The sequence below is a fragment of the Paenibacillus sp. FSL L8-0644 genome (assembly GCF_038008165.1).
In the GTDB taxonomy this organism is placed as follows: domain Bacteria; phylum Bacillota; class Bacilli; order Paenibacillales; family Paenibacillaceae; genus Paenibacillus; species Paenibacillus polymyxa_D.
The window spans coordinates 732,192-755,480 of sequence record NZ_JBBOYN010000001.1 but is presented as its reverse complement, the minus strand read 5'-3'; the positions used below and the strand labels follow the sequence as shown (position 1 = coordinate 755,480).

Sequence of the window (23,289 nt, the reverse complement as noted above, 5' to 3'; positions counted from 1 at the left end):
TGTTTATGATGGACTATATACGTATTTCATCATTAGAGCCGCCTAAGGCTAGGAGATGGATAGATTATGAATAAGAAAGCTGATGGATTTGAGGGTGAAAAGTTATATGTCGTTCCACCCTATATACTGGATAAATTAAATATGAATCCGCTTACAAAAAATCTATATATTACGGATATAGGCTGCTTCAGCCATGCCCGCCATCATTTTCGTGAAAGAATGCACGGATGTGACTCTCATATATTCATCTACTGTACCAGCGGAAAAGGTTGGATACGAACAAAGGATGGCCTAACGATTGACATGACAGAGCGAGGCTTTGCGTACATTCCCAGAGACATGCCGCATGCTTATGGGGCTGACGATAGAGATCCTTGGACAATTTACTGGTTTCATCTTAAAGGGGACCAAATGGATGATTTTATAGCATTGTTTGAGCCTTTTAAAACGTATATTTCGATATCTGCCAGTGATGGAGTCAAACTACTGGAGCTATTTCATCAGTGTTACGACCTTTTATTGAATAAATCATACTCCATTATACATTTAGTTCAAGTATCGCAAACTGTCCGTTATCTGCTGAGTTTTGTTGTATCGGTTGCATTTCGCAAGGAAGACAGTACGTACCAGAGTCATGTGGATAAGGCAACACGCTATATGAGTGAACAATTGGAATCCACCGTTTCGCTTGAGCAGCTTAGTCGGCATGTTCAGGTATCCAAGCAGCATCTGAACCTGATATTCAAGCAATCCACCGGCTACTCTCCTGTCGATTACTATTTAAGAATGAAGATACAGAGGGCCAGTCAGCTTTTGGATTTGACGAATGCCTCTATTAAAGAAGTTAGCATACAACTCGGTTTTAGGGACCCTTACTACTTCTCCAGACTATTCAAAAAAATAATGGGCTGCTCTCCTTTGGAATATCGAAATAATTTGAAGGGTTAATCTATGTTCATCAGGAGCGTTCAAATTTGCTTCTATCGGGCTACCGCAAGGTCACAGATCATTTACGAATCACGGGTGCAAGGTCTATACTTAAGGTTAAAAAAGGAAGTTTTGTATGCTCCTCACGTTGAATCGTAGACTAAATGCAGCTATGCCGCTAATTACACCAATCAGCATTCTAATTGGCGTCCTAATCGGTACGCCGTTGTCAGAATATACCGAACTCTCTCCCTGGCTGTTTGCATTCATGACCTTCGCGGGCAGCATCAGTATGGGGTTTAAGGATTTTGTCCATGTGATCAAGCATCCTGGTCCGATGATCGCCTGTCTGTTTATTCTTCACCTGGCCATGCCGCTTCTCGCCATGATGCTGGGACATCTGGCCTTCAGTGATGATCCTTACACGATTACTGGACTTATTCTTGGTGCAGCTATCCCTACGGGCATTTCCAGCTTCGTGTGGGTCAACATCTATAAAGGCAATACAGCGCTGACATTGGCGATCATTTTAATTGATACGATTTTGGCCCCATTTGCCGTGCCGGGCATCATGTCCCTACTGATCGGAGCGGATGTGCAGCTCGATACCTGGGCGATGATGCAGAGCCTATTCTGGATGATTGTCGTTCCTTCGCTAATCGGCATGGTGTTGAACGAATGGACCAAAGGGAAGATCAAGCAGGTATGGGGACCACGGCTAGGACCGTTCTCCAAGCTGGCTATGGCTCTTGTCGTCATGATTAACGGATCTGTCATTGCGCCTTATCTGGTCGATTTTAATCTTAAGCTTGTCGGAGTATGCCTATCCATAATCGTCCTTGCCTCCACTGGATATGCGATCGGTTATCTGATATCAGGACTGATGCGGTGGAATAATGCAGACCGTACGGCGCTTGTCTTTAACGGCGGCATGCGCAATATTAGCGCGGGAGCCGTGCTTGCCATCACCTATTTCCCGGCCCCGGTAGCATTGCCCGTTGTACTGGGGATGATTTTCCAACAATCCACAGCATCTCTGGTCGGGTTTCTGCTGAGTCGTCGCGACCGCGGCAACGCCAAGGAAAAGCGCAATACGGCCTCTGTTTCTTAAGCAAAGGGGGTTAGCGGTGGTTCCAGATGATAAAACTCCTCCTTATGAGGAGGAGTTAGTTTCGGAAGGGCGTTTCTATACGTACATGGTTGAAAGTCTAATTTAAATATGCATGCACAATCATGTAAATGGTCACTTTCCACTTCATAACATTACTATTGAATCGTGTAGGGTAATAAACTTAGCTTCCGTAAAGAGCCTTTCGTGGCACAACGTTCAAGCCATATATTACCCTAAGGAAACTAAGAACGATATACACAGGTCGCAAAGTCTAAAACAGCTTTTGCGTAAGATTTTGAAATTGTGACTTCACTCCATCTTTCTGAAGTTCTGATTGTAACACCTGATTAAAGGTTTGAAGTGCACGCTGGAATTTATTTTCACCAAATTCCGTAATCCGAGTATACACACCTCGTCGATCATCCTCGCATGTATGTCTTTGTAAAGCCCCGCAGTTTTTGGCTTCCATTCTCACTACGAGTCTCGATGTCGCACTTTGACTTAATCCCACCAATTCTTGAAGTTGCTGCAGTCGTAATTTTTTTTCCTCGGAATTGGATATAAAACCTAAAACATAAAACTCCTTCAAAGATAAATCATAATTTTGTAGCAGGGCTTGTTCTAACTTATCATTTAAAGTGGAATGGATGTGAGACAAAGACAACCATACATCCAAAAGTTCGTTTTCATGTTGCAAGTTTAGACCACACCATTCTATATTGAAGTATTTCCAGTAAGTTTATCCTATTGTAACAAGCTTAAATGGAATGGTCAAAACCCATAACCTATTTTGAATATTACAATCCGTCGTCACCGAACCAGCATGCAAATGCAGCATAATGATTCTCGTTTCAGAGTGTCGATTTTATTGACAGTAGTCCACCCTAACTATCTTCCTATGTACATACATTGCTGCAATTAAGCTTATATAATGTGAGAAAGTGAAGATAGCAAAAAACAGGTCAATCATGGTGATATCTAACCATAATCGACCTGTTGAATGTAAAGGAATAGCATTTTCAAAGTGAGCGGTAACAACATCATGACGAAATGGAAGAACAACGTAGATCGTAGCAAAAGGAAGTCAGACAACCAATTTTCACATGTAACCTTTCAAAAAGACGACACTGCATATCCAGTGTCGTCTTGTTAGTGTTATTTTTAATTGTTTTTGTTTCAAAGCAACTTAATAAGGTGAACTTTGCAAATAAAACTCTTGGCCTGAACCCTGAAGACTTCTCGAACCAGTCCCTTGGGAATTTCCCCCTTCAACCACTCTATCAAGATATATATAGATTCCATATCCTTTTACTGTATACATAATATGAACTGCAATCTTTTCATTGAGTTATTCAGCTTGCCATATATCTTTCAATTTCCAATATGTCAGCCCATTTACTAGCGCCTCTCCACCCTCTGTTATGATTTCTATGCCTAGCAATTTCTCACCCGGATAGATGCGACTTGTCATCGTAGCTTGCCCTTCATTCGCAAACATTTCAATGGATGAACGATCCAGATATACATGCAATGTCAGCTGTCCCTCAGCATTGAAGGCTGTTTGACGTACTCCATCTGTCTTTTTACCTGATTTAGAACAATTAAGCATTAGTTTCTGCTCCGGAATAGAATATGTGATAACCGTTTCTTCTCGACCTGTTCCACGAAACTTCAAGCCTACCAGGTCTGCACTTGACTTCGTGAGGTCGAACACTACCTTAACTTCAAGCAAGTCTTCTTCAACTTCCTTGAAGTAACTTCCAGAAATAGCGCCATATTGATACAAAACATGTTTACTTTGACGAAGTAACTTCATTTCTTCAACTGGAGTCATCAGTACTTTATTATTGTCACCCAACGTAATTAAACGTGGGATCGTCATTGCTCCACACCAGCCGTCTGCTTTCGTCGGCATATCCGATTCCCACATATCCATCCAACCAAGCGCTATGCGGCGACCTTGATCATCTAGAAAAGTTTGAACAGCATAGAAGTCATGACCATTATCCAACTCGATGAACTCTCCATGCTTATATTCATTACTATCATAATTATATTCGCCAACATAATATCCCGTCTGGAACAAGTTATTGTACTTATCTCCTTGCGCATCAATACCTTGTGGGGAGAACATAAATATATGCTTACCGTTCAGTTCAAAGAAATCAGGGCACTCCCACATGAAGCCCATATTCTTATCTCCCTGCAGAAGCACACCATGATAGGTCCAAGTCCTAAGATCAGGAGATGTATATAGAATAACACGCGGCAGGTCTTCTTTCGTGCTGTTACCTAGGATCATGTACCATGTATCCTCATGCTTCCATACCTTCGGATCACGGAAATGCTGTGAGCTATCAGTCGGAGGTTCAGCGATTACGGGATTCTGCCTTAGTTTTGTAAAATGAATGCCATCTGTGCTTACTGCCACATTTTGATTTTGGAAAAAGATATTGTTTGGTTGATCAATATAGTGATGACCAGTATAGATCAATGTCAGTTCGCCGTTATTATCTACTGCGCTTCCTGAGAAGCAACCATCAAGGTCACACGCATCTCCAGGCGCTAATGCAATCGGACAATGCTCCCAATGTACAAGGTCTTTACTCTTCACGTGGCCCCAATGCATTGGGCCCCAGTTCTCATCATAAGGATGATGCTGATAGAAGGCGTGATATTCACCTTTGAATTGAATTAATCCATTTGGGTCGTTAATCCAGTTTGCTGGTGCCATAATATGATAACCTAATCGGTACCGCTTGTTCATTTTCGCTTCTGCCTGTTTCAATGCTTCCTCAGCTTGCTTCGTATTGTTATTATATGTGTTCATCTTTCTTCCTCCTATGCTGTTTCAATATGCTTGTTAGGCTTGGGATCCAGCTTTTTCGGTTCTTTCTTTAAGGTAAAGATTGAGATTGTTGTAAAGACAAATACGAAAACACCCATAATCACGTACGTATTTGCAAAACCTCTAATGTCATAAGACATACCGGCGATTGGCGAGAAGATCGAAGCTCCTACCTGACTCATAAACTGGAATCCCACCAGATACAAGATCGAAGACAGACGCGTATCGAAATTTGCAGCCAAGTACTTAAATACGGAGATCAGCATGATTGGCAGTTCCAATGCGTGAATCAATTTCATAGCTGAGATTCCATAAGGTCCAATAACTAAGCCTGAACCCATGATCCGGAACGCCATCAAGAACCCTGCCAATATTAGACCCTTTTTTGCTCCAATTTTGTTGACAATGAAAGGCGCTAAGAACATCATGCCTGCTTCCAAGAACACTTGTAGGGAATTTAAGTAACCGTAAACTTGATTGCCTAATGCAACCGTTGAGAACGTCGATGAAAAGTAATTCGGGAACTGCTGGTCATACACATTGTAAATACAGGTAACACCAAGAACATATAAAATGAAGAACCACAAATGCTTATTTGCAAACAAATGGCCGATTTGCTTAAAGTTAACGGATTCTGCTCGCTCCATCTCGGAATCTGTCATTTCAACTTTAATTGTCATCATAATGATAAACAGAACGACAGCAGATACTGATGCAATCCAGAAGTTAATGTTAGGGTTGATATTAAAGAGCTGACCAGCGAAAAACGTTGCTGCTGCCCAACCTAGCGAGCCCCACATACGAGATTTTCCGTATTCAAAGTCATATTTTCGGCTGACTTTCTCGACATAAGATTCGATGGCTCCAATCCCTGCCAAAAAAGAAATACCCAAGTATAATCCACCTGCAATGGCACCGAGAAATACATTGTATTGAAGTAACGGCCCATAGATAAAGATATAGAAAGGACCAACAAATAAGAGCAAAGAACTGATTAGAAATAAAATATGCTTCTTTAATCCGATTTTATCAGATATATAGCCATAAAGCGGTTGCATACATAGCGCAAAGATAGCGTTTACAGTAAAGATAACACCTGTTTCAGCACCATTCAGACTGATTTCTTGCCCTAGCCAGATGGAGAACAATGAATAACTTGCTGACCAAGTAAAGAAGAAAAAGAAGAAATAGGCACTTAGTTTCCAGTACATGCTCTTTGACTTTCTCATATCGAACGCTCCTCAAGTTGAACATTTAATGTAAATGAAAGCACTTTCGTATTTACAGATCGATTATATGTCAACCGCTTTCATATGTCAACCGCTTGACATATTTTCGAAAGAAAAAGAGCTTTCCTCTTTGATTTCAATTACTCTAATAAGGATAGCTCCACCTTCTATCACAATGCTGAAAACTATGGAAATTGTATTAAGCCGTACTAGCTTCAATCAGTTTCACTGGTAGATAGGTTTCTCGCGGGACATCACTGAATCCACCTTCAATTTCTTTAATAAGTAACTCTATGGAAGATCTCGCAATCTCCTGTATTGGTTGCTGAATTGTCGTTAATTCAGGGAGAAGATTGCGGGTTGTTTCTGTTCCGTCATATCCAATTACGCGAATATCTTCAGGAACACGTTTTCCTCTTCTTCTTGCTTTAGCAATAAAAGACGCAGCCACCAAGTCATTACTCGCAAACAATCCATCTACTTCAGGATGTTCATCGAGCAAGCGTTTAATCGGTTCGTCGTGATTCTGTTGGTGGAAGGGATCATGTACTTCATAGGTAATTGCCTTTCGACCATACTGCTCCATCACATCTTCATATGCTTTTCTTCTTAAGCTTGCTGGTGTTTCCAATTCAACAGGGCCATTTATGTGTAAGATATGCTTGCACCCTTTTTCAATAAGTAGTTCTGACGCCAGTTTTCCACCCATATAATTATCCGATCCTACAACTGGGATTGAATCGGATAGGAAGCGATCGATCGCAATGACGGCAATGTTCTTCTGTTCATAATTTACGATACCCCGATTGTGTGTACCAACGATAATACCGTCAACTTGATTTCGCATAAGCATATCCACATATGATTCCTCTTTATCCAGCTGATTCAAACTGTTACAAAGCAACAGCTTATAGCCTAATGACGCACAAATATTCTCTATATGAAAAGTCAGCTCTCCGAAAAATGGGTTGCTTGTAGTTGGAATGATTAATCCAATCAGATTTGTTCGTTTACTAAATAATGACCGAGCCACATCATTTGGAAAGTAATTTAGCTCTTGCATCGCTTTATGAACTTGATCCTTCGTTTCTTGACTGATATAGCCACGATTATTAAGTACGCGAGAAACCGTAGTCGGTGAAACTCCAGCTAATTGTGCAACATCGTTAAGTTTTGGTTTCATTGATTCTCCCTGCCTTCTCTTCATGCCATATCTCTAATTTTTTTCATTTTAACATGGTTAAATGTTAAAAAACATGCTTGAGCATTCTTATGGATTATTCTTCAGATTTGTCTCCCTCTAAGAATCTCCTTGGCGACAGAAGAACTGGTCAAAGAAGACGCTAAAAAACAAGGATATGATAGCGAATTTGTTGATTATTACATCATAGAAATGAGCAAAAATCCTCCTGAAGAAGCTTACACCGTATTGCCTGCGGCTGTAACCATTTCGTCGAATCGTGCCACTGCTTAATAGGCTCTGTCGTAAATTCATTTCAATTTCAATTTTAATGATAATGGTAAACTAAAGTCTAAGCAGTCTCATTTCCTCAGATGCATGTCAGATGATAATTCAACGATCATCTTCATAATTAGTGAGAACTCATTGACTCGAAGTTATACTACTTCTTAATTGTCAATTGTTAGCGAATAATAATGTTTTAGACTAAACAATAAAGAACTAGACTGAGATAAGTTATAGACTGGCGACGCGCGGCCCGCATGCGCGACTGCAGTTGCGCTCCCCATCTCTTCCGGAATGAAGTCCAGCTTTGCGATCGGCGCGCTAGCGACTGCGCCCGTGTAATTAGAAAATATAGTATTAGACTGGAAAATAAAGTATTAAAGGTATAAACTACGAATATGCTTTTTTCTTGAACCCTCTCATATGATGAGAGTAATTCAGTATTCGAGGAGATGGTCTTGATGAACAAGAACATAGGGATTAAGGATACTTTGGTAAGGTTCGACGAGATTTCGAAGCATTATGTTCGGGAGCTGGACAAGTATAGTCTGGCGGAACTGTGTCGCAAGCCAAGCGAGAACGAATGGTCGCTTGGGCAAATGTACCTGCATCTGCCTCATTCCACGCTGAACTTGCAGCTCCGTCTTGCGGAGCAGTGCATGGCGCTCGGTGGCGGCAACGAGGAGGGCGACGGGAAGACGGAGGCCGGTCATGCCGTGTTTGAGCAAGGGAGCTTCCCACCGGTTCGCATTCAGGTACCGGCCGACTTGCAATATACGCCCCCACAGCCAGAAAGCAAGGAGCAGCTTGTCGCCAAGCTGGAGGAAGCAAGGCGCCGCATGCATGAGATTGGGGCGTCGCTACAGAACATAGACCCAGAGCGGCTGCAGCGAAAGGCGACTCATCCGGCCGTAGCCTTCGGCGCGTTAAACGCGGTCGAATGGTTCACGATGGTGGAGATGCATTACCGTCATCATCTTCTTCAAAAGGAGCGGCTGGACGCTTTCTTACAAACTGCAGAGTTATTAGGCTAACAGGACACGATAGTTGAATGTTGACCACAACAGCGGCCAGTCTAGGAATTTATTTTCGCGTCCTTATCTGCCGCTGTTGCATTTGTCGGATCAGTCTAAAACTTTATTTTGGACAATAAAGTTGTATACCAAAATCCAATATTTGCAATTTTGATTCTTTTATCAATATATAAAAATATGTACGTTAAAATGGGGTAATACCAGAGAAATTGATACAAACCGCAATTTGTTTCCTCTAAGCTTTTAGAGGCTGATCGTTTGGACTGCTTACATCAACATAAACACGAACATATTCACTGTTTCTGTTCTGATAGGCCTTTGAACGCTTCAGCACTCTGTAATAGTCCTCGAAGTGCTCCAAAAACTGATCAATCTCTTCAGGTATTCCTTCAACCCGTATTTTTAGCATCCTCTTTTACAACTCTTCTTTTAGCGATGAGCTTGGAGCATTTTCAACCATTTCGTTTGTGATTCCGTGGATGGCGGTCGCTTCTTCTGGAATGAGGGATACCGGCTTGATTAACGTTTCAAAAAGAGGATTTTCGTCAAGATCAATAATTGCAATCTCTACGATCTCAGAGTCGCCATCTAAACCGGTGGTTTTCACATCTAAAATGATATATTCTGATTTTCTTTGGCTAACTGAACGGTTCGAGCTTTTTGTATTGCTGCTAGTTGTTTCTCTTATTTTCACAAAAAACCAAGCTGACGATTATAAGATGGACTTTTTCTTGTACAAAAAAGAGTCTGCCCTTGGGCAGACCCGATACAAATGAACAGACTCGTGCAAGTTGTGCTCAGTCAGATTGAACCTGCAGGATAGAGGCTGTTTCAATTCGGATTTATTTTGTTAACTTGATAATAATGTGCTTCTACCCAACATCGTCTCTAATTCGAAAACATTTATTCCATCTAATGATCTTTTAATGGAATAACCTAGCTGACATTTTTAAACACCTCTATTGACACTTAACACTATCATCAATACAACACTTCGTTAAGCCACATTATTACAAATTTATTGATGTAGTTGAGATGGACTCACTTTTTGAATTTGAACAAGTATATCAAACGTTTTACCTAATGATATATCAACAGTTTTTGGTATAGCAGGGCCTTCTTTAGTTATTCCAGCGAAAATTTGATGTTGTTCGTTTAACCAAGTTTTTGTCACTCCGTTCGCCTTACGTAAATCAATAAAAAATTGATCTTTTTTGACCTGTCCAAAAATGTAATTATAACTGTTTGGATCATCTGATTTTAATATTCCATATGGGCCAAATTCACCATCATTATTATAAACATTATATTGTCCTTTATAAACTGATGTTCCAATAGATACATACCGTTTTCCATAATATTCTGCTAAATGCTGCCCGGCTACTTTAGGGTATATAAATGGAATCATATTTGTTTTCGAAACGTGTCCATTATGTCCCCAAACTATGGTTTTCCCTAAATGTTCTTCAGTCCACTTCGCATTTTCATACATTGCAATATCATGTTTCAAATAAAAATCCGATGGTTTATCAGGGGATGTTCCTCCTAACATTGTAGTAAACTGTTCAATAATACGAGCATTTTGTTTTATCCATGCGAACTCTTTGGATTTTCCGTTCAGATAACTTTTATTTTGTTCTAATAAAGCACTGATTTGTTTAGCATCTGAAATATACTTTTCTTTTTCTTCTTTTGTAAGGCTCTCAAAAGTAGTCATATCCTTTGTTACAGGAATGAGACCTTTTATCTTCTCTTCTACTCTAGGCACAAGATCTGAATTGTTTCTTTTTATATATTCTATTATATTATTATAAACATTCTCGTTTACTGATTGAATGTCCATCCCAATGATACGCACTTTAGATTTATGTTCTGGATTAGCATTATATTGTCGAATCCAACTAAGTAGATCTAACATTTCTTTTGTGTTAAATACAGGTGATAGATGTTGGCTTGGGTTTCCCTTACCAGTAAGAACATATCGATCAAGCTCCAAAGCTCTGTCCCATCCCTCTTCTAAAACTAAGTTGATGAATCCCTTTTCAGATACTAAATAATTAACAATGCGTTGTTTCATTGTAAAAACTTCATGAGCCCCATGCGTAGCTTCACCTAAACCTACAATTGAAGCTGAACCTACCATATTCTTAAGTGGTTTTAAATCATTAAAAGATGCAGTTGGATTAGTTGTTTTTAAAGGCTTTGCATGCATTTCTAACCATTCCGTTATTTGATTTGTATTGTAGGGAGCTGTAACAGAAACTCCTGTTTTCGAGTCTGCATAAGTACTTCCTACAAAATTAGTCAGTATTATAGCAAAAACACCAAGTGCAATAATCATTTTCTTTTTCATAATACCCTCCTAAAATACTTACTTGTTAGTTTTTTGACATGCTCTAAGGAGCCCAGTTTAAACCATTTTTTTTCTTTTTTCCTACTTGCTAAATTCAGCAAGTAAAATATTTTTAAATGGATCAGGACTATCAGCTTTAAAGCTGTTCAAATTGACGACCAATGTATGCTTGCCTCCAAGTGTGCCACCAGCAAAAGTGGTAAACCCTAGAACTCTACCTTTGTGTCCCCATATCGAGACACCGTTTGGAAGCTTAGTTTCAAAGATCCCAAGACCATATCCGGTTCCTTCTCTATCTGTAGGAACTGTAGTAAGCATTTGTTTTAGTTGCTGTTCCTTCAGTAATTTACCACTGAGTAAGTAAGAGAAGAATTTGTTTAAATCGTCAGCAGTAGAAATCATATCTCCATCCGAGCTACCTGGGTTAATATAAGTAACGTCTTTTAGCTCACTTGCTCCGTCTAGTTGGAAATAGCCACGGGCATGCTTGGTGCCTGGAATCACGCTTGAATTGCCAGGTAGGAATGTATTTGACAAATCAAGCGGTTCAATAATCCGATTTTCAACCTCTTCCGCATAGCTGTTTCCAGTTACTTTTTCAATAAGGATCCCCAGTATTACGTATCCTGTGTTTGAATAAGACCAACCCTTTCCTGGGGCAAAGTCTGGGGGAAGAGAAATCCCCATCTTTACGAATTCTTCAGCCGTATACGATTTTTTTGTATCCGTATAATCAAAGTCTTTTGAATTTACATAGTCAGCGATACCACTTGTATGATTCAATATCTGCCGGATAGTAATTTGGTTACCATCATATCCGTTTCCTTGAATGACACCAGGCAACCATTTTTCAATGGAGTCGTCTAGATTCAAGCGGTTCTCTTCAGATAATTGAAGTAGAACTGTTGCAATGAATGTCTTCGTTACACTACCAATGCGAAAGCGAAAATCTGTTTTCATTGGTTTCTTGGTGCTCAGGTCCGCTAACCCAGCGGCATAACTCCATGTTTTTCCACCCTCAGAAGTTTTAGCAAGTATCCCAGGATATCCAAGTTGCAATGTATCCCGCATTGCCTCTTTGACGGAATTACGTTCACTTTGAGTGCTTGTTTGTAACGGACTAGATACATTTTGAATGGACTCCGCTTTTACAATTGAGGTTGGTGTTGTGTATAACAGAGAACTTCCAGCCATTAAAAGGACTAAACCTGTAGATGCAATTTGACAATGCTTTTTCATAAAGATATTCTTCTCCTCTATTCATATTGTATCGGCAGTTATTTGCTGTTTTAGGGCAAGAGTGGATTTGCAATTATCTTTACTCATTATTATTTTCACAAACGCTATTGTGTCCTAACAAACGGTAAATTCCTTTTTTTTCACATGTATGTTAACCCTAGAAATTACTTCTTTTCCTTAAAACACTCTTGTTACTGGTTTGTTTTTCATAAATAGGTCATACCTGTTTCCCCTTTCACGCCTCTTTATTTTTTTATCATACACAATGAAAATCTCCCCTCCTCGTTTATTGTTAATGTGTTAAACTGCCTCTATGATTCTAAGTATTTTTCTGTCACATACAGTAGTGTCAAAATGTCACACTATTAAAAATCCTAATATTATTCGGAGTGAATATCTCAATCCAGATGTCGCTGTCAGTGAAGCTGGTGATTTGGCTGTGTCTTATTCGTATTCCCAGTTGCTCCATAACCTCTCTTACCGGAACTCTTGCCAATCTCAATTCAATCGCTTGCATTTTTCTAGGGGGTAACTCACTCTCGTTGCCAACGTAAAAACACCTCCAAGGTTATCTCCATATCTTACGACATGGCTTGATTCTCTTGAAGGTGTTTTGATTTGTCTCACGTTATGGGGTCAGTCCCCTTGATCTACAGTCGAAAAAGGTTCCTTATCTAACTTTACCAATCGATCAAAAACCTTAATTTCAAATCCCGATTCATTTCTCAACACTTCAAACCGGATGTTCTCCTCTACCGCCGGATTGATGGCTGAACCGAAACATTGTTATCTCCTGACTACAATCAATCATTTTAAGCCCATTATCTTCAAACAGGCATTCAGCATATCCTTGTTTTTATAGATTACAACAGTAATCTCCTGTCGTGCTCTCGTTAGCATTTGGTACAAACGCAGCCCCGTTGTTTCTTTGCACTCCACCTAGGCGACATTCTTTAGCTTGGCGTATTGTTGCAGGTGTAAGGCTTTTGCCGATGCCCAACCGCCGATGACAAATTGACATCGGACAATTTGTCCGATATAATCAAAACAAAACGGACAAACTGTCCGAATTTATAATACGAAGGGTGAAACTGGGATGCATATCAAAAAATTGTATTTTTTATCTGTAGGTGAATGTTTCCTAGATCAATCGGCAGTTAATCGAACCCTTGCCCCCGGGAAATTAGTCGGAATGCCTGTGTGGTCTTTTCTATTGGAAACGACCAGCGGGCCGATACTCATCGATACGGGAATGCCCGACGCTTTTATCAACAATCCCGATTACTACAAGGGGACTAGACGTGAAGGGCGCGTCGTCCCCAACATGTCTGACGGCGACTCGATCGTAAATGTGTTAAAGCGTGTCGGTTATCGACCTGACGATATTCAAATGGTCATTAGCTCCCATTTACACTTGGATCATTCTGGGGGAAACGGGCATTTCCGCAATACGCCGATCCTTATTCAAAGGGCAGAGTATGATGCGGCCATAAACAATGAGGATTACTCTCCATTAGAGTGCAGGCTGCCCGATTTACAATATCAAATCATTGAGGGTGACCATGAATTGATTCCGGGGGTTCAAATTTTATTCACTCCGGGTCATTCCCCTGGCCATCAATCAGTCCTTGTCACAACGGAAAAGTCGGGTCCAGTGCTACTGACAATTGATGTTGCTTATACTCGGGAGAACTTCGAGAATAGCGTACCGTTCTTGACATTCGATCAAGAGATGGCTGCCAAATCGATTACTCGCATGCAGGAGTTAATTCAGGATGTTCGGCCGTCCTATGTTTTCTTGGGACACGATAGAGATCAGGCGCAAAAATGCCGCACCTTTCCTGACTTCCTGTAATGGAGAGACAGGCTATGGATACTCAATCAATTGCTTTATCCGGCAATGAGCGGAAATTAATGGGGACACTTTGCTTGCTCATTATTTTCGGAAACATCAATATGACCATGTTTAATTTGTCTATACCTTCGATTTCCGCTGACTTTGCCCTGACCTCCTCGCAGGTGAGCTGGGTTATGGTCGGTTACAGCATTTTGATGGCTATCGGCGCCGGTACTTACGGCAAGTTAACGGAGTCCTTTTCCTTTCGCCAGCTGTATGTCATTGGTTTAATCCTTTTAGCTTTCGGCTCTATGATCGGCTTTTTTGCAGCTTCATACTTGCAAGTCATCATTGGTAGACTACTGCAGGCAGCAGGGGCCTCATCCATCTCTCCCCTGTCTTATGCGGCAGTAACCCTGTATTTTAAGCCTACAGTCAAGGGACGGGTGCTGGGAACCTTATCCGCCACAATTGCCTTTGCTTCCGGCTTCGGGCCTGTGTTCGGCGGTTTCGTAGAGCAATACTTTGGCTGGCGTGCTTTGTTCATCGTGTCCAGTCTGAGCCTATTTGTTATCCCTTTGATATTCAAGTATGTTCCTGACAAGAAACACGACCGCGGTTCATTCGATTTTCTCGGAGCTGTTTTGTTCTCCGCGGGACTGGCGTTGGTATTGCTAGGGGTTACGAACTATTGGTTTATGCTCATTGCAGGAGCAGCAGTTCTTCTATGGTTCGGTACTCATATTCAGAAAAAAGAACATCCATTTATCGATGCATCTTTCATGAAAAATGCTCCTTACCGACGAATTCTAGGGATTGGATTCCTTACCTTCGTATGCAACACGGGGTTAACCTTTACTCTTCCTGTCATGATGAAGAATTCCTTTCATTTACCAACTAGTAAAATCGGTCTGCTGATGCTTCCCGGTGCCGCCTGTGCAGCCTTGCTCGGATCCCGGATCGGAAGTTGGACAGATCGTTTCGGAAGCTCCCGTGTGCTTGTCATATCGCAAAGTCTCGTCATCAGCGGATTTATACTACTGGGGGTATCCGTACATTTGCCGCCATGGATCGACGCTTTATTGATCATTATCCTTATGATTGGATTCAACGGTGTCCTCACCTCTAGCAGCAATTTAGTTTCGACGACACTCCGTTCGGCTGAGCTGGGTGTGGGGATGGGTATTTTCACACTGGCCTATCTCCTAGGCGGAGCATTCGGCCCTTCGCTGGTCGGCCGACTGATTGATCTAAAGATGCCTTTTTCTGTTGTTTATTTTACCATTTCCCTGTTGGCAATCCTGACATACTTATTCGCAAGAAAAGCAAATCCTAGCGGAAGTTATGGTAATTAGTTTGGTAGACTTACGACATGTCCGAAAGATACGGAGGATGAATAGATGAGTAAATTAAATTTCCAACTGTCCTTTGCTGCTATTCATGAGCTGGCCGAGGGGATCCGAACAAGGAAAATATCCCCGGTAGAGATTACAGAACATGCGCTTCACCGCATCGAACGTTTGAATCCGAAACTGAACGTTTTCGTTACCCAAACGTCCGAACTGGCGATTGAACAAGCGAAGCAATCGGAACGCGATATTATGCATGGTCGGTACAAAGGGCCCCTTCACGGGATTCCCATCGTTCATAAGGATCTATATTACACTAAAGGGATCCGAACAACTGCCGGTTCAAAAATATTGAACAGCTTCGTCCCCGATTACGATTCGACGGTTGCAGCTAAGCTACATGAGGCTGGAACAGTTCTGCTAGGCAAAGTACAGACTCACGAGTTCGCTGCGGGATTGACAACAACTAGCCCACACTTCGGTCCTTGTCTCAATCCGTGGAACACTGAACTTGTAACGGGAGGTTCAAGCGGCGGCTCGGCTTCTGCCTTAGCGGCTGGACTTACTTATCTGGGCACAGGCTCGGATACCGGAGGTTCGATCCGCATACCCGCTGCTTTGTGCGGTGTCGTAGGGATGAAGCCGACGTACGGTCGGGTCAGTCGGTATGGTATCATTCCAATGGCCTGGTCATTGGACCACTCGGGTCCGTTGACCCGCTGTGTCATGGATGCGTCCCTGTGCTTGGATGTGATGTCTGGCTTCGATCCAAAGGATGAATCGACTGTCGATCTGCCTGCGCCAGGTATCAAGATGTATCCGAATGGTCTCAGGGGTGTGCGTATCGGATTGCCGACAAGCTACTATTACGAGGATTTGATGCCAGAAGTGGAAGCTGCGATGAAGGCCGCTATCAATAAATTCCGAGAACTGGGAGCAGAAATCATCGAAGTTAGCCTGCCCCTGATCAAACATGTTAGAAGTGCGACGATGGCCATTATGATGACGGAAATGTACTCGTACCACGAGAAGTGGCTTGAGACAGAATTGGAACAGTATGGACCGGACGTCCGAATGTTTCTTGAAAGCAGTAGAGATATTCCGGCTTCCATTTACCTTCAGTCTCAGCGGGCCCGGCAACTAATTGTCAATGATTTTTTGAATGCATTGTCCGGAATCGACATCTTGTTGACGCCGGCAACACCGATCACTGCGCCGCGTGCAGATGATGAAGCTAGTGTATTCAGATTGAACTCATTTACGGTTCCGACCAATTTGACTGGCTTGCCTAGCTTGAGCATGCCTTGCGGCTTCTCACCTTCCGGTCTGCCGATTAATATGCAATTGATTGGCCGCCCCTTCGAAGAAGCGACAGTACTAGGTATCGGCAATACTTATGAAATGAATACAGACTGGCACAAGAGACATCCGGATTTGTAAGCCTGACTATATTTGATGGAGGGTAATCTATGGATCAAAAGCAACTTAACTCTGAAGTTAGCAGGAGAGCATCAACCGAAACCGGAACAGATACGACGAGCGACAAGAAAAAAGCATACGAGCAGTTTATTCATACGATCGCAAGTTTAAAGGAACTGGACCTATCGGGCATTGAACCGCATTTGCCTCCAATTTACAAAAAGCACTATACCAAGAGATAAAAAAAGCTCATCGGTCACCCAAATGAATGTATTTTTAATTTTTCACGAAATGTATTATAATTATGAAGACGGACAACATGTCCTATACACGAAAAACGGACATATTGTCCGTTTTTCGTGTTAAATAACAGTTAAATTAATGATGAAGGGAGATGTTTATGGTGAATTCAGAATCGCAATCTGTCTCTCTGAAAATTCCCAGAGAGGAGTTAAACCGAAGACGAATTTTGGCGGCGGCTAGAGAACTTTTCATCAAAAAAGGCGTTGACAATGTCAATATGCATCAGATTGCGAAGACTGCTGGAGTAGGACAAGCAAGCCTATACCGCCGCTACTCGGATAAGGGCGACATATGTCAGGAGATCGCGTATGAAGAATACCAACCTTTGTTTGATGAAGTTCAAGCATTTCTTGATCAATCCCCAGAAACCGCTGCCTTGGACCGGCTTTACCATGTAATCGTAAGATATGTCTCTTTTTTAGAGGCGAAAGTTCCTTGGCTCTGTGAGGTCAGCCGGGCCTCAACCGGGCATCGTCCGTTACAATCCCCGTTATGTCAATGGATGCGCAATATAAGCAGAAATCTGCTAAATGAGGCCGTTGAACAGGGAGACGTATCCGGGGTGGACATTTCATATACTATTGAAGCCCTGCTGGCCGTGCTTCACAATATCGATTACCATCTCCAAGATGAGGGCTTTACAAGCCAACGAGTTCTTGATGGATTACACCGCATATTTATTGAAGGTTTAAGAGCTAATAGACATTAATTGAGGGGCTGGCCACAAAGCCACATAACATGGATGAGGAATAGTCCTGCGTAACTCCTCTTTTTATCTCATAATGGTATATTGAATGTACAAAGAAACCATATCTTTTCAAATGGTCGGGTGGTACCTCCATTTTACCCAGGAACGGTTTCTTATTGTTTTACAATTGGAGAACAGGACGTCCCTAGTCATTTTTATGACTTATGGGACAACCCTTTTTTTCTGCCAATGGCTGCTACGCGAATTGTCCGGATCGGACTTCCATGGCACGCTCTCCTTATTCGGTCTTCTTATCATCAGCAGCGCTCTTTCGTCTACTTCCTGTAGGCTTCGTAGCAGCAGGCTTAGTAGCCTGAGAATCCATGGAGAACAAGCAGGTTTTCATCTTATGTATTCCAAAATTGCAGTTGAAGAGATTTGTACAACACTTGGGGATTTTATTAACTCATCTTCCAAACTCCACGTCCAACTTCTCCAATCCATAACCAAACCACCTTTACGAAAAGTATCAATTATGATCGTAATTTGGATTCGATATCGATAATACCATATGTTAACATTTATAGGATATATAGAGTAAATAGAAACACAAAAAACCAATAGAAACAAGGGGCTTTGTTTCTACTGGTTTAAAAATGTCTCAAACATATACCCAAAAATGTCTCGGTTATCAACCAAATCAGTCTCAATTATTACCGTTACTCACTGTGTGGTGTCATAATTAATGAGAATATCCACATTGCTTAAATGCATAAAAATACATCCGCTTGTATACATTATTTTACCATCGAGTAACCCTAAAGATACAAAAAAGGGCACAAAAAATGCCGGTTAATGGATATAAAAAACATATGCAGTTCCATCATTAAATACAAAGATGCAGTAGCTGGTAAATCTTCAATTAATTTAATTTTTGAGTCTGTTATGAGGTATACAATATTGTTTGGATCATAGAGGTACCAGTCATCTCTCATCACTTACGATATATCCGTTAACTTTTTTATAGCCAGCAGCCATTTTCTCCTTATAAGCTTCATCACGTAGTCTTTTTATTCTTTCCTGTTTTAATACCTCTCTAGCTGCTAATTTTAGTTTATTGTACCTTCTATTGAGTTTATCTAACTGATAGAATGCAAACACATTGCTAAGCTTAGGCCTTTCATCGAGAAGGGTTAATAACTTAGGAATTGTGACTGAACTGTAAAACTGCCCCAAACTCTTTGGATCTAGCTCTTAGTTTTCTTCTGTATTCTGTTCTTTGCGTTCTAAGAGTATCTATCTCTTTCAACAGTTCAACTTCACGTCTAGCCAGATGGTTTCTTTCAGTTTCAACTTTAGTAATATTTCTTTTCAGAGGCTCTCTGAGTTATGCCCGATGATTTCTTTCATCACCAGCAAATTTTGATTTAGATCTGCTGTAAAAGGAACGACTAGTTGAGGTATTTCTTGTTTCATGAAACTTTTTTTGATCAAAGCTGAACCAGTGTAAATTTCTCCCGTTCCCTGTATGCAACCATTGAAATACTCTTGATACTCCAAACGGAAGAGCAAATGGGAAAAAAGTTCCTAACCATATATCCGGTTTAATAAGATAAGTTAGTACCTTTTGCAGAATGATGACGGTCTCACCCTTTCATGAAAATCAAGAAATTCCATATTTGCTAATTTAGCATACCCAGCCCCATTATTTTAATTCAAACGCTTAATTGCCCTTGTCTTAACACGAGACAATATCATTTATCTGTAAAACAAAAAGCCGCCAAATTGGCGACTTCATAACCACTGCAAGTTCTTGTCCCGAACTGAGAACAAGAACTAGGTACCCCCTTGGGAAAAGAATATGATCTTATTGTCAATCTTCATATTATTATAGGTAAGATGCAAGGAAAGATTCTTACGCCCTCTTACCACTGTAAAACTATATTATGAAATTCTCCGTGTTAGTCTTTCGATTTCTGCTAACTTCTAAGGATACGAACCCCCGGTACGGTTGTGAGCCGACGGGAGGTTACGTGTCCAGGCATAAGATAATACTTTAATTAGTTTTGGAGACCAGTTTAGATACGGATATAAGCAATCGGGCTGTAACCATTTCGTCGAATCAAGCCGCTGCTTAACGGGTTCTGTTGTAAGAACGTTTCAATTGGAATGATAATCATAACTACTGTCTAAACATTCTCATTTCCCCAAATGCTTACCAGATCATTGATCTGAAGCGACACGACCCTCAGTTCTCCACCAATGGCGTAGAGTTCTAGTCCCTTACTTTCGAAGTCCGGGAAAATCATGTCTGAAATGATTGTTTTTCCATGATTGCCGAAGACTTCGACACTTGACCAATCCAGATAAATGCTCAACTGTATCCTCTCATGCTCTGGCTTCATAGTGGCCTTGTGTATTGCTGTGAAATCTGAATGAAAATCAGTGGCGCTCGACTTCGTCCGATCGACGAACAATTCCTCATTCGAGATATTATATCCGATGATCGTCTCCTGATTGGCGGACTTCCGTACTTTAAACCCGAATTCCATAGCAGTACCGATTTCAAATTCTGCAATAATTTCTGCCTTGGCTGCGGAAATATCAGACAACACGTTCATATCTGGCTTAATCGTCAAGTCTTGTAGAGACAAAATCGGTTTTCTTAGCTGACTTAATTCATTTATGGGTGTTTGGATTAGGCGAAGTCCCTCGGGATAAGTCCTTAGCTGTAGCTCCCGGGGAATTGATGTCTTGCCACGCCATTCCTTTGAAGGAAGCGTGGTAGCATAACGCCAATTATTCATCCAGCCGATCCAAATCTTTCGTCCGTCTTCGTTCGAAATGCCATTCCAGGACACGGCCGCGTAAAAGTCTGATCCATAGTCTACCCATTTGATAGTATCGATGGATTCCAACGCTTCATCTGGCGTGAACGACTTACCGTCAAAGTTGCCTACAAAATACATCATGCCAGAACCGCCTGCCGGTGGTTCCGGATCGTCTGGATTCACACCATTTCTATCCCCGACGCTTAGCATCAGAATCCACTTCGTGGTATTAGGATCCTCATCCACTTGGATTCGAAATATATCAGGACATTCAAATATCCCTCGGTGTATATGTGGAATGTCGGAACCGAATTCGCTTGCAAAAGACCATTCTTTCAGGTTTGGAGATGTGTAAAATTCTACACGGTCCCTTACGGCAAGAACCATGATCCACATTGATGATTCATCATGCCAAATCACCTTCGGATCACGAAAGTCTAGCGTGTCCGTTGGAAATAAAACCGGGTTACCTTCATATTTTGTCCAGGTTCGACCTTTATCCTTGCTGTAAGCAATGCTTTGCACCTGCGGTTTTCCAGGCTGAGCCTTGTTGCCCTCATTTGTATAAATGGCCACCAATCCTGATCCTTCCTCTTTGAAAAATCCGCTGGTATTGTTCTTATCCACCACCGCACTCCCCGAGAAGATCGCTCCGTCCTCCCCAGGTGGAATCGCTGGTGGAAGCTCAGTCCAATGCACTAGATCCTTGCTTACCGCATGCCCCCAATGCATGTTGCCAAAATCAGGCTGCGTATCATGGGGCGTATGCTGGTAGAACAGGTGGTATTCTCCTTCAAAGTAAACCATGCCGTTGGGATCGTTCATCCAATTTTTCTCCGGTGAATAATGAAATTGAGGCCTGTACGTCTCACTATAGTTACTTTTTCTCTTTCTGCCGCTATAGTCGTCCGTTAGGTTTAATTCTTTCATAGTATCCGCTCTCCTCTTGATTGTTGATAAGGTATTTAACATAATAATTTGAGTTGCTCGTTTGCAAATGAATTTGAAATACTACCATTTAAATGTTTCAGCTTTGATCTTTGAGATATCTGTCATAGCCTTTCTGTTTGATTTCCAGCCATTTATCTAGCCCCAGTCTGGACAGCTCGGCTTTATATTCGGCCCATTCTTCTTCCACTTTACCCGTCTTGATCCATTCCGCCCGCTTGCGGTTAACGTAAGCAAACAAATCGGTTTCCAATGTGGAGATCTGCTTCTGATCCTCCAGAGAGAAGAAGACTTTCGGGAAATTATGGTCAGCCTTCATATAAGGAACGAGTCTTTCCTTCATGAGCTTAAGCCGTCCCACTGCATCATCGGGCTTAGTCGTAACCGTTCCGTAATACTCGTCAAGAATTGCTAATGGACCACCGATGTTCGTTTTTTGCCGTAGCTCGACAGGGGCCGTTCCCTTAAGCGGAAGATGCTTCAGCATATGACTCGCTTCATCGTATTCAAAAATGTTCTGCTGAGTTTTGTCGCCGTAGGTACCCCAGTTGTCTTGCACGGACTGGATAGGATCATACAGCTGGTCAATCCATTTTGCCGTAAGCTCGAGATTTTGGTTGTCACTGGTAATCACCATTCTCCCCCGGTCAAAGCCGAGATTGTTCGTGCGGGTCACATTGACTTCACCGCTTGGTCCGGCGAGCGGATTCATCAGTTCATATTTATCGTTGTCTCCTGAAATATTCGCCTTATCCCATTGGAAGTAGAGGCCATATCTTTCACTCTGACCTTTGGCTAGATACGTGTTATAATCCTGCTCGAATGATTCCTCGTCGATCAGGTTCAGTTTATACAGCTCATTAAGATATTTAATCCCCTCTTTGTAACCGTCCTGATCGGCAGTGAAGACCACTTTCCCCTCATTGGTCACTACCGTATGATCGCCGTTGTCCCCAAGACCGAATGATCCGAACAGAAAATTCAGGTCCTCATTGCCGTTATTGAGCATAAAGGACAGCGGGATTTCATCCGCTTGGCCATTTCCGTTAGGGTCGCCATTTTTAAATGCGAGCAGAACTTTTTTTAAATCCTCGGTGGTTTTTGGCATTTTAAGTCCCAGCTTTTTCAGCCACTCCACATTGATCCATGGCATGTCGTTTACAGAATGAATGCTCTCCTTCTCAGAACCCAGTTCTTCAATCCAAGGAAAGGCATAAATGTGCCCGTCCTGTGCGGTTATCATGGATCTGTACTCAGGCGCTTCCTTTAATACCTTCTGCAGATTGGGCATATATTTTTGAATCAAATCCTCTAAAGGGATAATAGTTCCATCCTTTCCGAGGTTCAACAAATCGTAATCGGAATATCCGGCATCCAGTATGGCATCTGGAAGATCTCCACTGGCAACAGCAAGGTTTCTTTTTTCAATGAAGGAATCGGAGGTGAAGTTGGTAAAATCGATATGCACCCCTGTTTTTTCTTCCAGTCTTTTATAAATCAACTTTTCATTTGGATCGGAAGGTGCCAGCGGCGAGCTTTGAGTCATAAAATGCAAAGTAACTTTCTCTTTAAGCGGCAGAGTAACATTTTCCAGCTTGTAATCTTCGGATGCCGCAGAATTATTGCCCGAACCGCCGCATCCGGCAAGCAGTGAAGTAGAAAGTGCCAACACAGACAAGGTTAGTAATGTTTTTTTCATCTCTATTCC

At 41.7% G+C, this 23,289-nt stretch carries 20 protein-coding genes; 9 read left to right on the top strand and 11 right to left on the bottom strand.

Annotation, left to right across the window (positions count from 1 at the left end):
• Positions 1-66 precede the first annotated feature (66 nt).
• Together NSS94_RS03460 and NSS94_RS03455 are read left to right on the top strand one after the other, a co-directional pair.
• Complete coding sequence (locus tag NSS94_RS03460; protein ID WP_165148193.1) at positions 67-948, top strand: AraC family transcriptional regulator; 882 nt, start codon at positions 67-69, stop codon at positions 946-948.
• Positions 949-1,063: 115 nt separating this feature from the next.
• A complete protein-coding gene (locus NSS94_RS03455) occupies positions 1,064-2,038 on the top strand; it encodes a bile acid:sodium symporter family protein (RefSeq protein WP_165148190.1) in 975 nt (324 codons plus the stop codon).
• A 271-nt stretch (positions 2,039-2,309) separates the two neighbouring features.
• On the opposite strand, the gene NSS94_RS03450 is transcribed toward NSS94_RS03455, so the two are convergent.
• The 4 genes from NSS94_RS03450 to NSS94_RS03435 form a co-directional block, all read right to left on the bottom strand.
• The gene (locus NSS94_RS03450; protein ID WP_432421733.1) at positions 2,310-2,714 is read right to left on the bottom strand and encodes a MarR family winged helix-turn-helix transcriptional regulator; all 405 of its coding nucleotides are present in this window, start codon (positions 2,712-2,714) and stop codon (positions 2,310-2,312) included.
• A gap of 672 nt (positions 2,715-3,386) precedes the next feature.
• Positions 3,387-4,868 carry a glycoside hydrolase family 32 protein gene (locus tag NSS94_RS03445; protein ID WP_341038651.1) on the bottom strand — a complete coding sequence of 494 codons (1,482 nt, stop codon included), beginning with the start codon at positions 4,866-4,868 and terminating at the stop codon, positions 3,387-3,389.
• Positions 4,869-4,879: 11 nt separating this feature from the next.
• Complete coding sequence (locus NSS94_RS03440; protein WP_029515908.1) at positions 4,880-6,115, bottom strand: MFS transporter; 1,236 nt, start codon at positions 6,113-6,115, stop codon at positions 4,880-4,882.
• 199 nt (positions 6,116-6,314) lie between these two features.
• The gene (locus NSS94_RS03435; RefSeq protein WP_029515909.1) at positions 6,315-7,298 is read right to left on the bottom strand and encodes a LacI family DNA-binding transcriptional regulator; all 984 of its coding nucleotides are present in this window, start codon (positions 7,296-7,298) and stop codon (positions 6,315-6,317) included.
• Positions 7,299-7,427: 129 nt separating this feature from the next.
• On the opposite strand from NSS94_RS03435, the gene NSS94_RS03430 reads away from it, so the two are divergent.
• Together NSS94_RS03430 and NSS94_RS03425 are read left to right on the top strand one after the other, a co-directional pair.
• Complete coding sequence (locus NSS94_RS03430; protein WP_250273189.1) at positions 7,428-7,589, top strand: hypothetical protein; 162 nt, start codon at positions 7,428-7,430, stop codon at positions 7,587-7,589.
• A 452-nt stretch (positions 7,590-8,041) separates the two neighbouring features.
• Positions 8,042-8,614 carry a DinB family protein gene (locus NSS94_RS03425; protein ID WP_165148181.1) on the top strand — a complete coding sequence of 191 codons (573 nt, stop codon included), beginning with the start codon at positions 8,042-8,044 and terminating at the stop codon, positions 8,612-8,614.
• 235 nt (positions 8,615-8,849) lie between these two features.
• On the opposite strand, the gene NSS94_RS26180 is transcribed toward NSS94_RS03425, so the two are convergent.
• From NSS94_RS26180 to NSS94_RS03410, 4 genes are all read right to left on the bottom strand, one after another.
• Positions 8,850-9,023 carry a DUF3970 family protein gene (locus tag NSS94_RS26180; protein ID WP_080658577.1) on the bottom strand — a complete coding sequence of 58 codons (174 nt, stop codon included), beginning with the start codon at positions 9,021-9,023 and terminating at the stop codon, positions 8,850-8,852.
• A gap of 6 nt (positions 9,024-9,029) precedes the next feature.
• A complete protein-coding gene (locus NSS94_RS03420) occupies positions 9,030-9,308 on the bottom strand; it encodes a 3'-5' exonuclease (RefSeq protein WP_080658578.1) in 279 nt (92 codons plus the stop codon).
• A 324-nt stretch (positions 9,309-9,632) separates the two neighbouring features.
• Positions 9,633-10,967 carry an erythromycin esterase family protein gene (locus tag NSS94_RS03415; RefSeq protein WP_029515912.1) on the bottom strand — a complete coding sequence of 445 codons (1,335 nt, stop codon included), beginning with the start codon at positions 10,965-10,967 and terminating at the stop codon, positions 9,633-9,635.
• An 81-nt stretch (positions 10,968-11,048) separates the two neighbouring features.
• Entirely contained in the window at positions 11,049-12,206 is a 1,158-nt protein-coding gene (locus NSS94_RS03410; RefSeq protein ID WP_069010911.1) for a serine hydrolase domain-containing protein, read from the bottom strand.
• A gap of 1,096 nt (positions 12,207-13,302) precedes the next feature.
• On the opposite strand from NSS94_RS03410, the gene aiiA reads away from it, so the two are divergent.
• The 5 genes from aiiA to NSS94_RS03385 all read left to right on the top strand — a co-directional run bounded on the left by aiiA (position 13,303) and on the right by NSS94_RS03385 (position 17,823).
• The gene (aiiA, locus tag NSS94_RS03405) at positions 13,303-14,061 is read left to right on the top strand and encodes a quorum-quenching N-acyl homoserine lactonase AiiA (RefSeq protein ID WP_029515914.1); all 759 of its coding nucleotides are present in this window, start codon (positions 13,303-13,305) and stop codon (positions 14,059-14,061) included.
• 14 nt (positions 14,062-14,075) lie between these two features.
• Positions 14,076-15,398 carry an MFS transporter gene (locus tag NSS94_RS03400; protein WP_341038650.1) on the top strand — a complete coding sequence of 441 codons (1,323 nt, stop codon included), beginning with the start codon at positions 14,076-14,078 and terminating at the stop codon, positions 15,396-15,398.
• A gap of 45 nt (positions 15,399-15,443) precedes the next feature.
• Positions 15,444-16,832 carry an amidase gene (locus NSS94_RS03395; protein WP_341038648.1) on the top strand — a complete coding sequence of 463 codons (1,389 nt, stop codon included), beginning with the start codon at positions 15,444-15,446 and terminating at the stop codon, positions 16,830-16,832.
• 29 nt (positions 16,833-16,861) lie between these two features.
• Positions 16,862-17,053: a hypothetical protein gene (locus NSS94_RS03390; RefSeq protein ID WP_069010906.1), complete on the top strand. Its 192-nt coding sequence runs from the start codon at positions 16,862-16,864 to the stop codon at positions 17,051-17,053.
• A 158-nt stretch (positions 17,054-17,211) separates the two neighbouring features.
• Positions 17,212-17,823: a TetR/AcrR family transcriptional regulator gene (locus NSS94_RS03385; RefSeq protein ID WP_069010905.1), complete on the top strand. Its 612-nt coding sequence runs from the start codon at positions 17,212-17,214 to the stop codon at positions 17,821-17,823.
• A gap of 963 nt (positions 17,824-18,786) precedes the next feature.
• On the opposite strand, the gene NSS94_RS03380 is transcribed toward NSS94_RS03385, so the two are convergent.
• The 3 genes from NSS94_RS03380 to NSS94_RS03370 form a co-directional block, all read right to left on the bottom strand.
• Positions 18,787-19,038, bottom strand: coding sequence for a hypothetical protein (locus NSS94_RS03380; RefSeq protein WP_069010904.1), 252 nt, complete (start codon positions 19,036-19,038; stop codon positions 18,787-18,789).
• A gap of 953 nt (positions 19,039-19,991) precedes the next feature.
• Positions 19,992-21,563 (bottom strand): glycoside hydrolase family 32 protein, encoded by a 1,572-nt coding sequence (locus tag NSS94_RS03375; protein WP_081317544.1) that lies wholly within the window; start codon positions 21,561-21,563, stop codon positions 19,992-19,994.
• A gap of 97 nt (positions 21,564-21,660) precedes the next feature.
• The gene (locus NSS94_RS03370; RefSeq protein WP_029515922.1) at positions 21,661-23,280 is read right to left on the bottom strand and encodes an ABC transporter substrate-binding protein; all 1,620 of its coding nucleotides are present in this window, start codon (positions 23,278-23,280) and stop codon (positions 21,661-21,663) included.
• Positions 23,281-23,289 lie beyond the last annotated feature (9 nt).

What these genes read in the sequence shown, in the direction of transcription:
- NSS94_RS03385 (WP_069010905.1), top strand. Translation starts at nt 17,212, where the DNA reads ATGGTGAATTCAGAATCGCAATCTGTCTCTCTGAAAATTCCCAGAGAG.
- NSS94_RS03440 (WP_029515908.1), bottom strand. Translation starts at nt 6,115, where the DNA reads ATGAGAAAGTCAAAGAGCATGTACTGGAAACTAAGTGCCTATTTCTTC.
- NSS94_RS26180 (WP_080658577.1), bottom strand. Translation starts at nt 9,023, where the DNA reads ATGCTAAAAATACGGGTTGAAGGAATACCTGAAGAGATTGATCAGTTT.
- NSS94_RS03375 (WP_081317544.1), bottom strand. Translation starts at nt 21,563, where the DNA reads ATGAAAGAATTAAACCTAACGGACGACTATAGCGGCAGAAAGAGAAAA.
- NSS94_RS03400 (WP_341038650.1), top strand. Translation starts at nt 14,076, where the DNA reads ATGGATACTCAATCAATTGCTTTATCCGGCAATGAGCGGAAATTAATG.
- NSS94_RS03425 (WP_165148181.1), top strand. Translation starts at nt 8,042, where the DNA reads ATGAACAAGAACATAGGGATTAAGGATACTTTGGTAAGGTTCGACGAG.
- aiiA (WP_029515914.1), top strand. Translation starts at nt 13,303, where the DNA reads ATGCATATCAAAAAATTGTATTTTTTATCTGTAGGTGAATGTTTCCTA.
- NSS94_RS03390 (WP_069010906.1), top strand. Translation starts at nt 16,862, where the DNA reads ATGGATCAAAAGCAACTTAACTCTGAAGTTAGCAGGAGAGCATCAACC.
- NSS94_RS03370 (WP_029515922.1), bottom strand. Translation starts at nt 23,280, where the DNA reads ATGAAAAAAACATTACTAACCTTGTCTGTGTTGGCACTTTCTACTTCA.
- NSS94_RS03460 (WP_165148193.1), top strand. Translation starts at nt 67, where the DNA reads ATGAATAAGAAAGCTGATGGATTTGAGGGTGAAAAGTTATATGTCGTT.
- NSS94_RS03455 (WP_165148190.1), top strand. Translation starts at nt 1,064, where the DNA reads ATGCTCCTCACGTTGAATCGTAGACTAAATGCAGCTATGCCGCTAATT.
- NSS94_RS03435 (WP_029515909.1), bottom strand. Translation starts at nt 7,298, where the DNA reads ATGAAACCAAAACTTAACGATGTTGCACAATTAGCTGGAGTTTCACCG.
- NSS94_RS03395 (WP_341038648.1), top strand. Translation starts at nt 15,444, where the DNA reads ATGAGTAAATTAAATTTCCAACTGTCCTTTGCTGCTATTCATGAGCTG.
- NSS94_RS03410 (WP_069010911.1), bottom strand. Translation starts at nt 12,206, where the DNA reads ATGAAAAAGCATTGTCAAATTGCATCTACAGGTTTAGTCCTTTTAATG.
- NSS94_RS03445 (WP_341038651.1), bottom strand. Translation starts at nt 4,868, where the DNA reads ATGAACACATATAATAACAATACGAAGCAAGCTGAGGAAGCATTGAAA.
- NSS94_RS03415 (WP_029515912.1), bottom strand. Translation starts at nt 10,967, where the DNA reads ATGAAAAAGAAAATGATTATTGCACTTGGTGTTTTTGCTATAATACTG.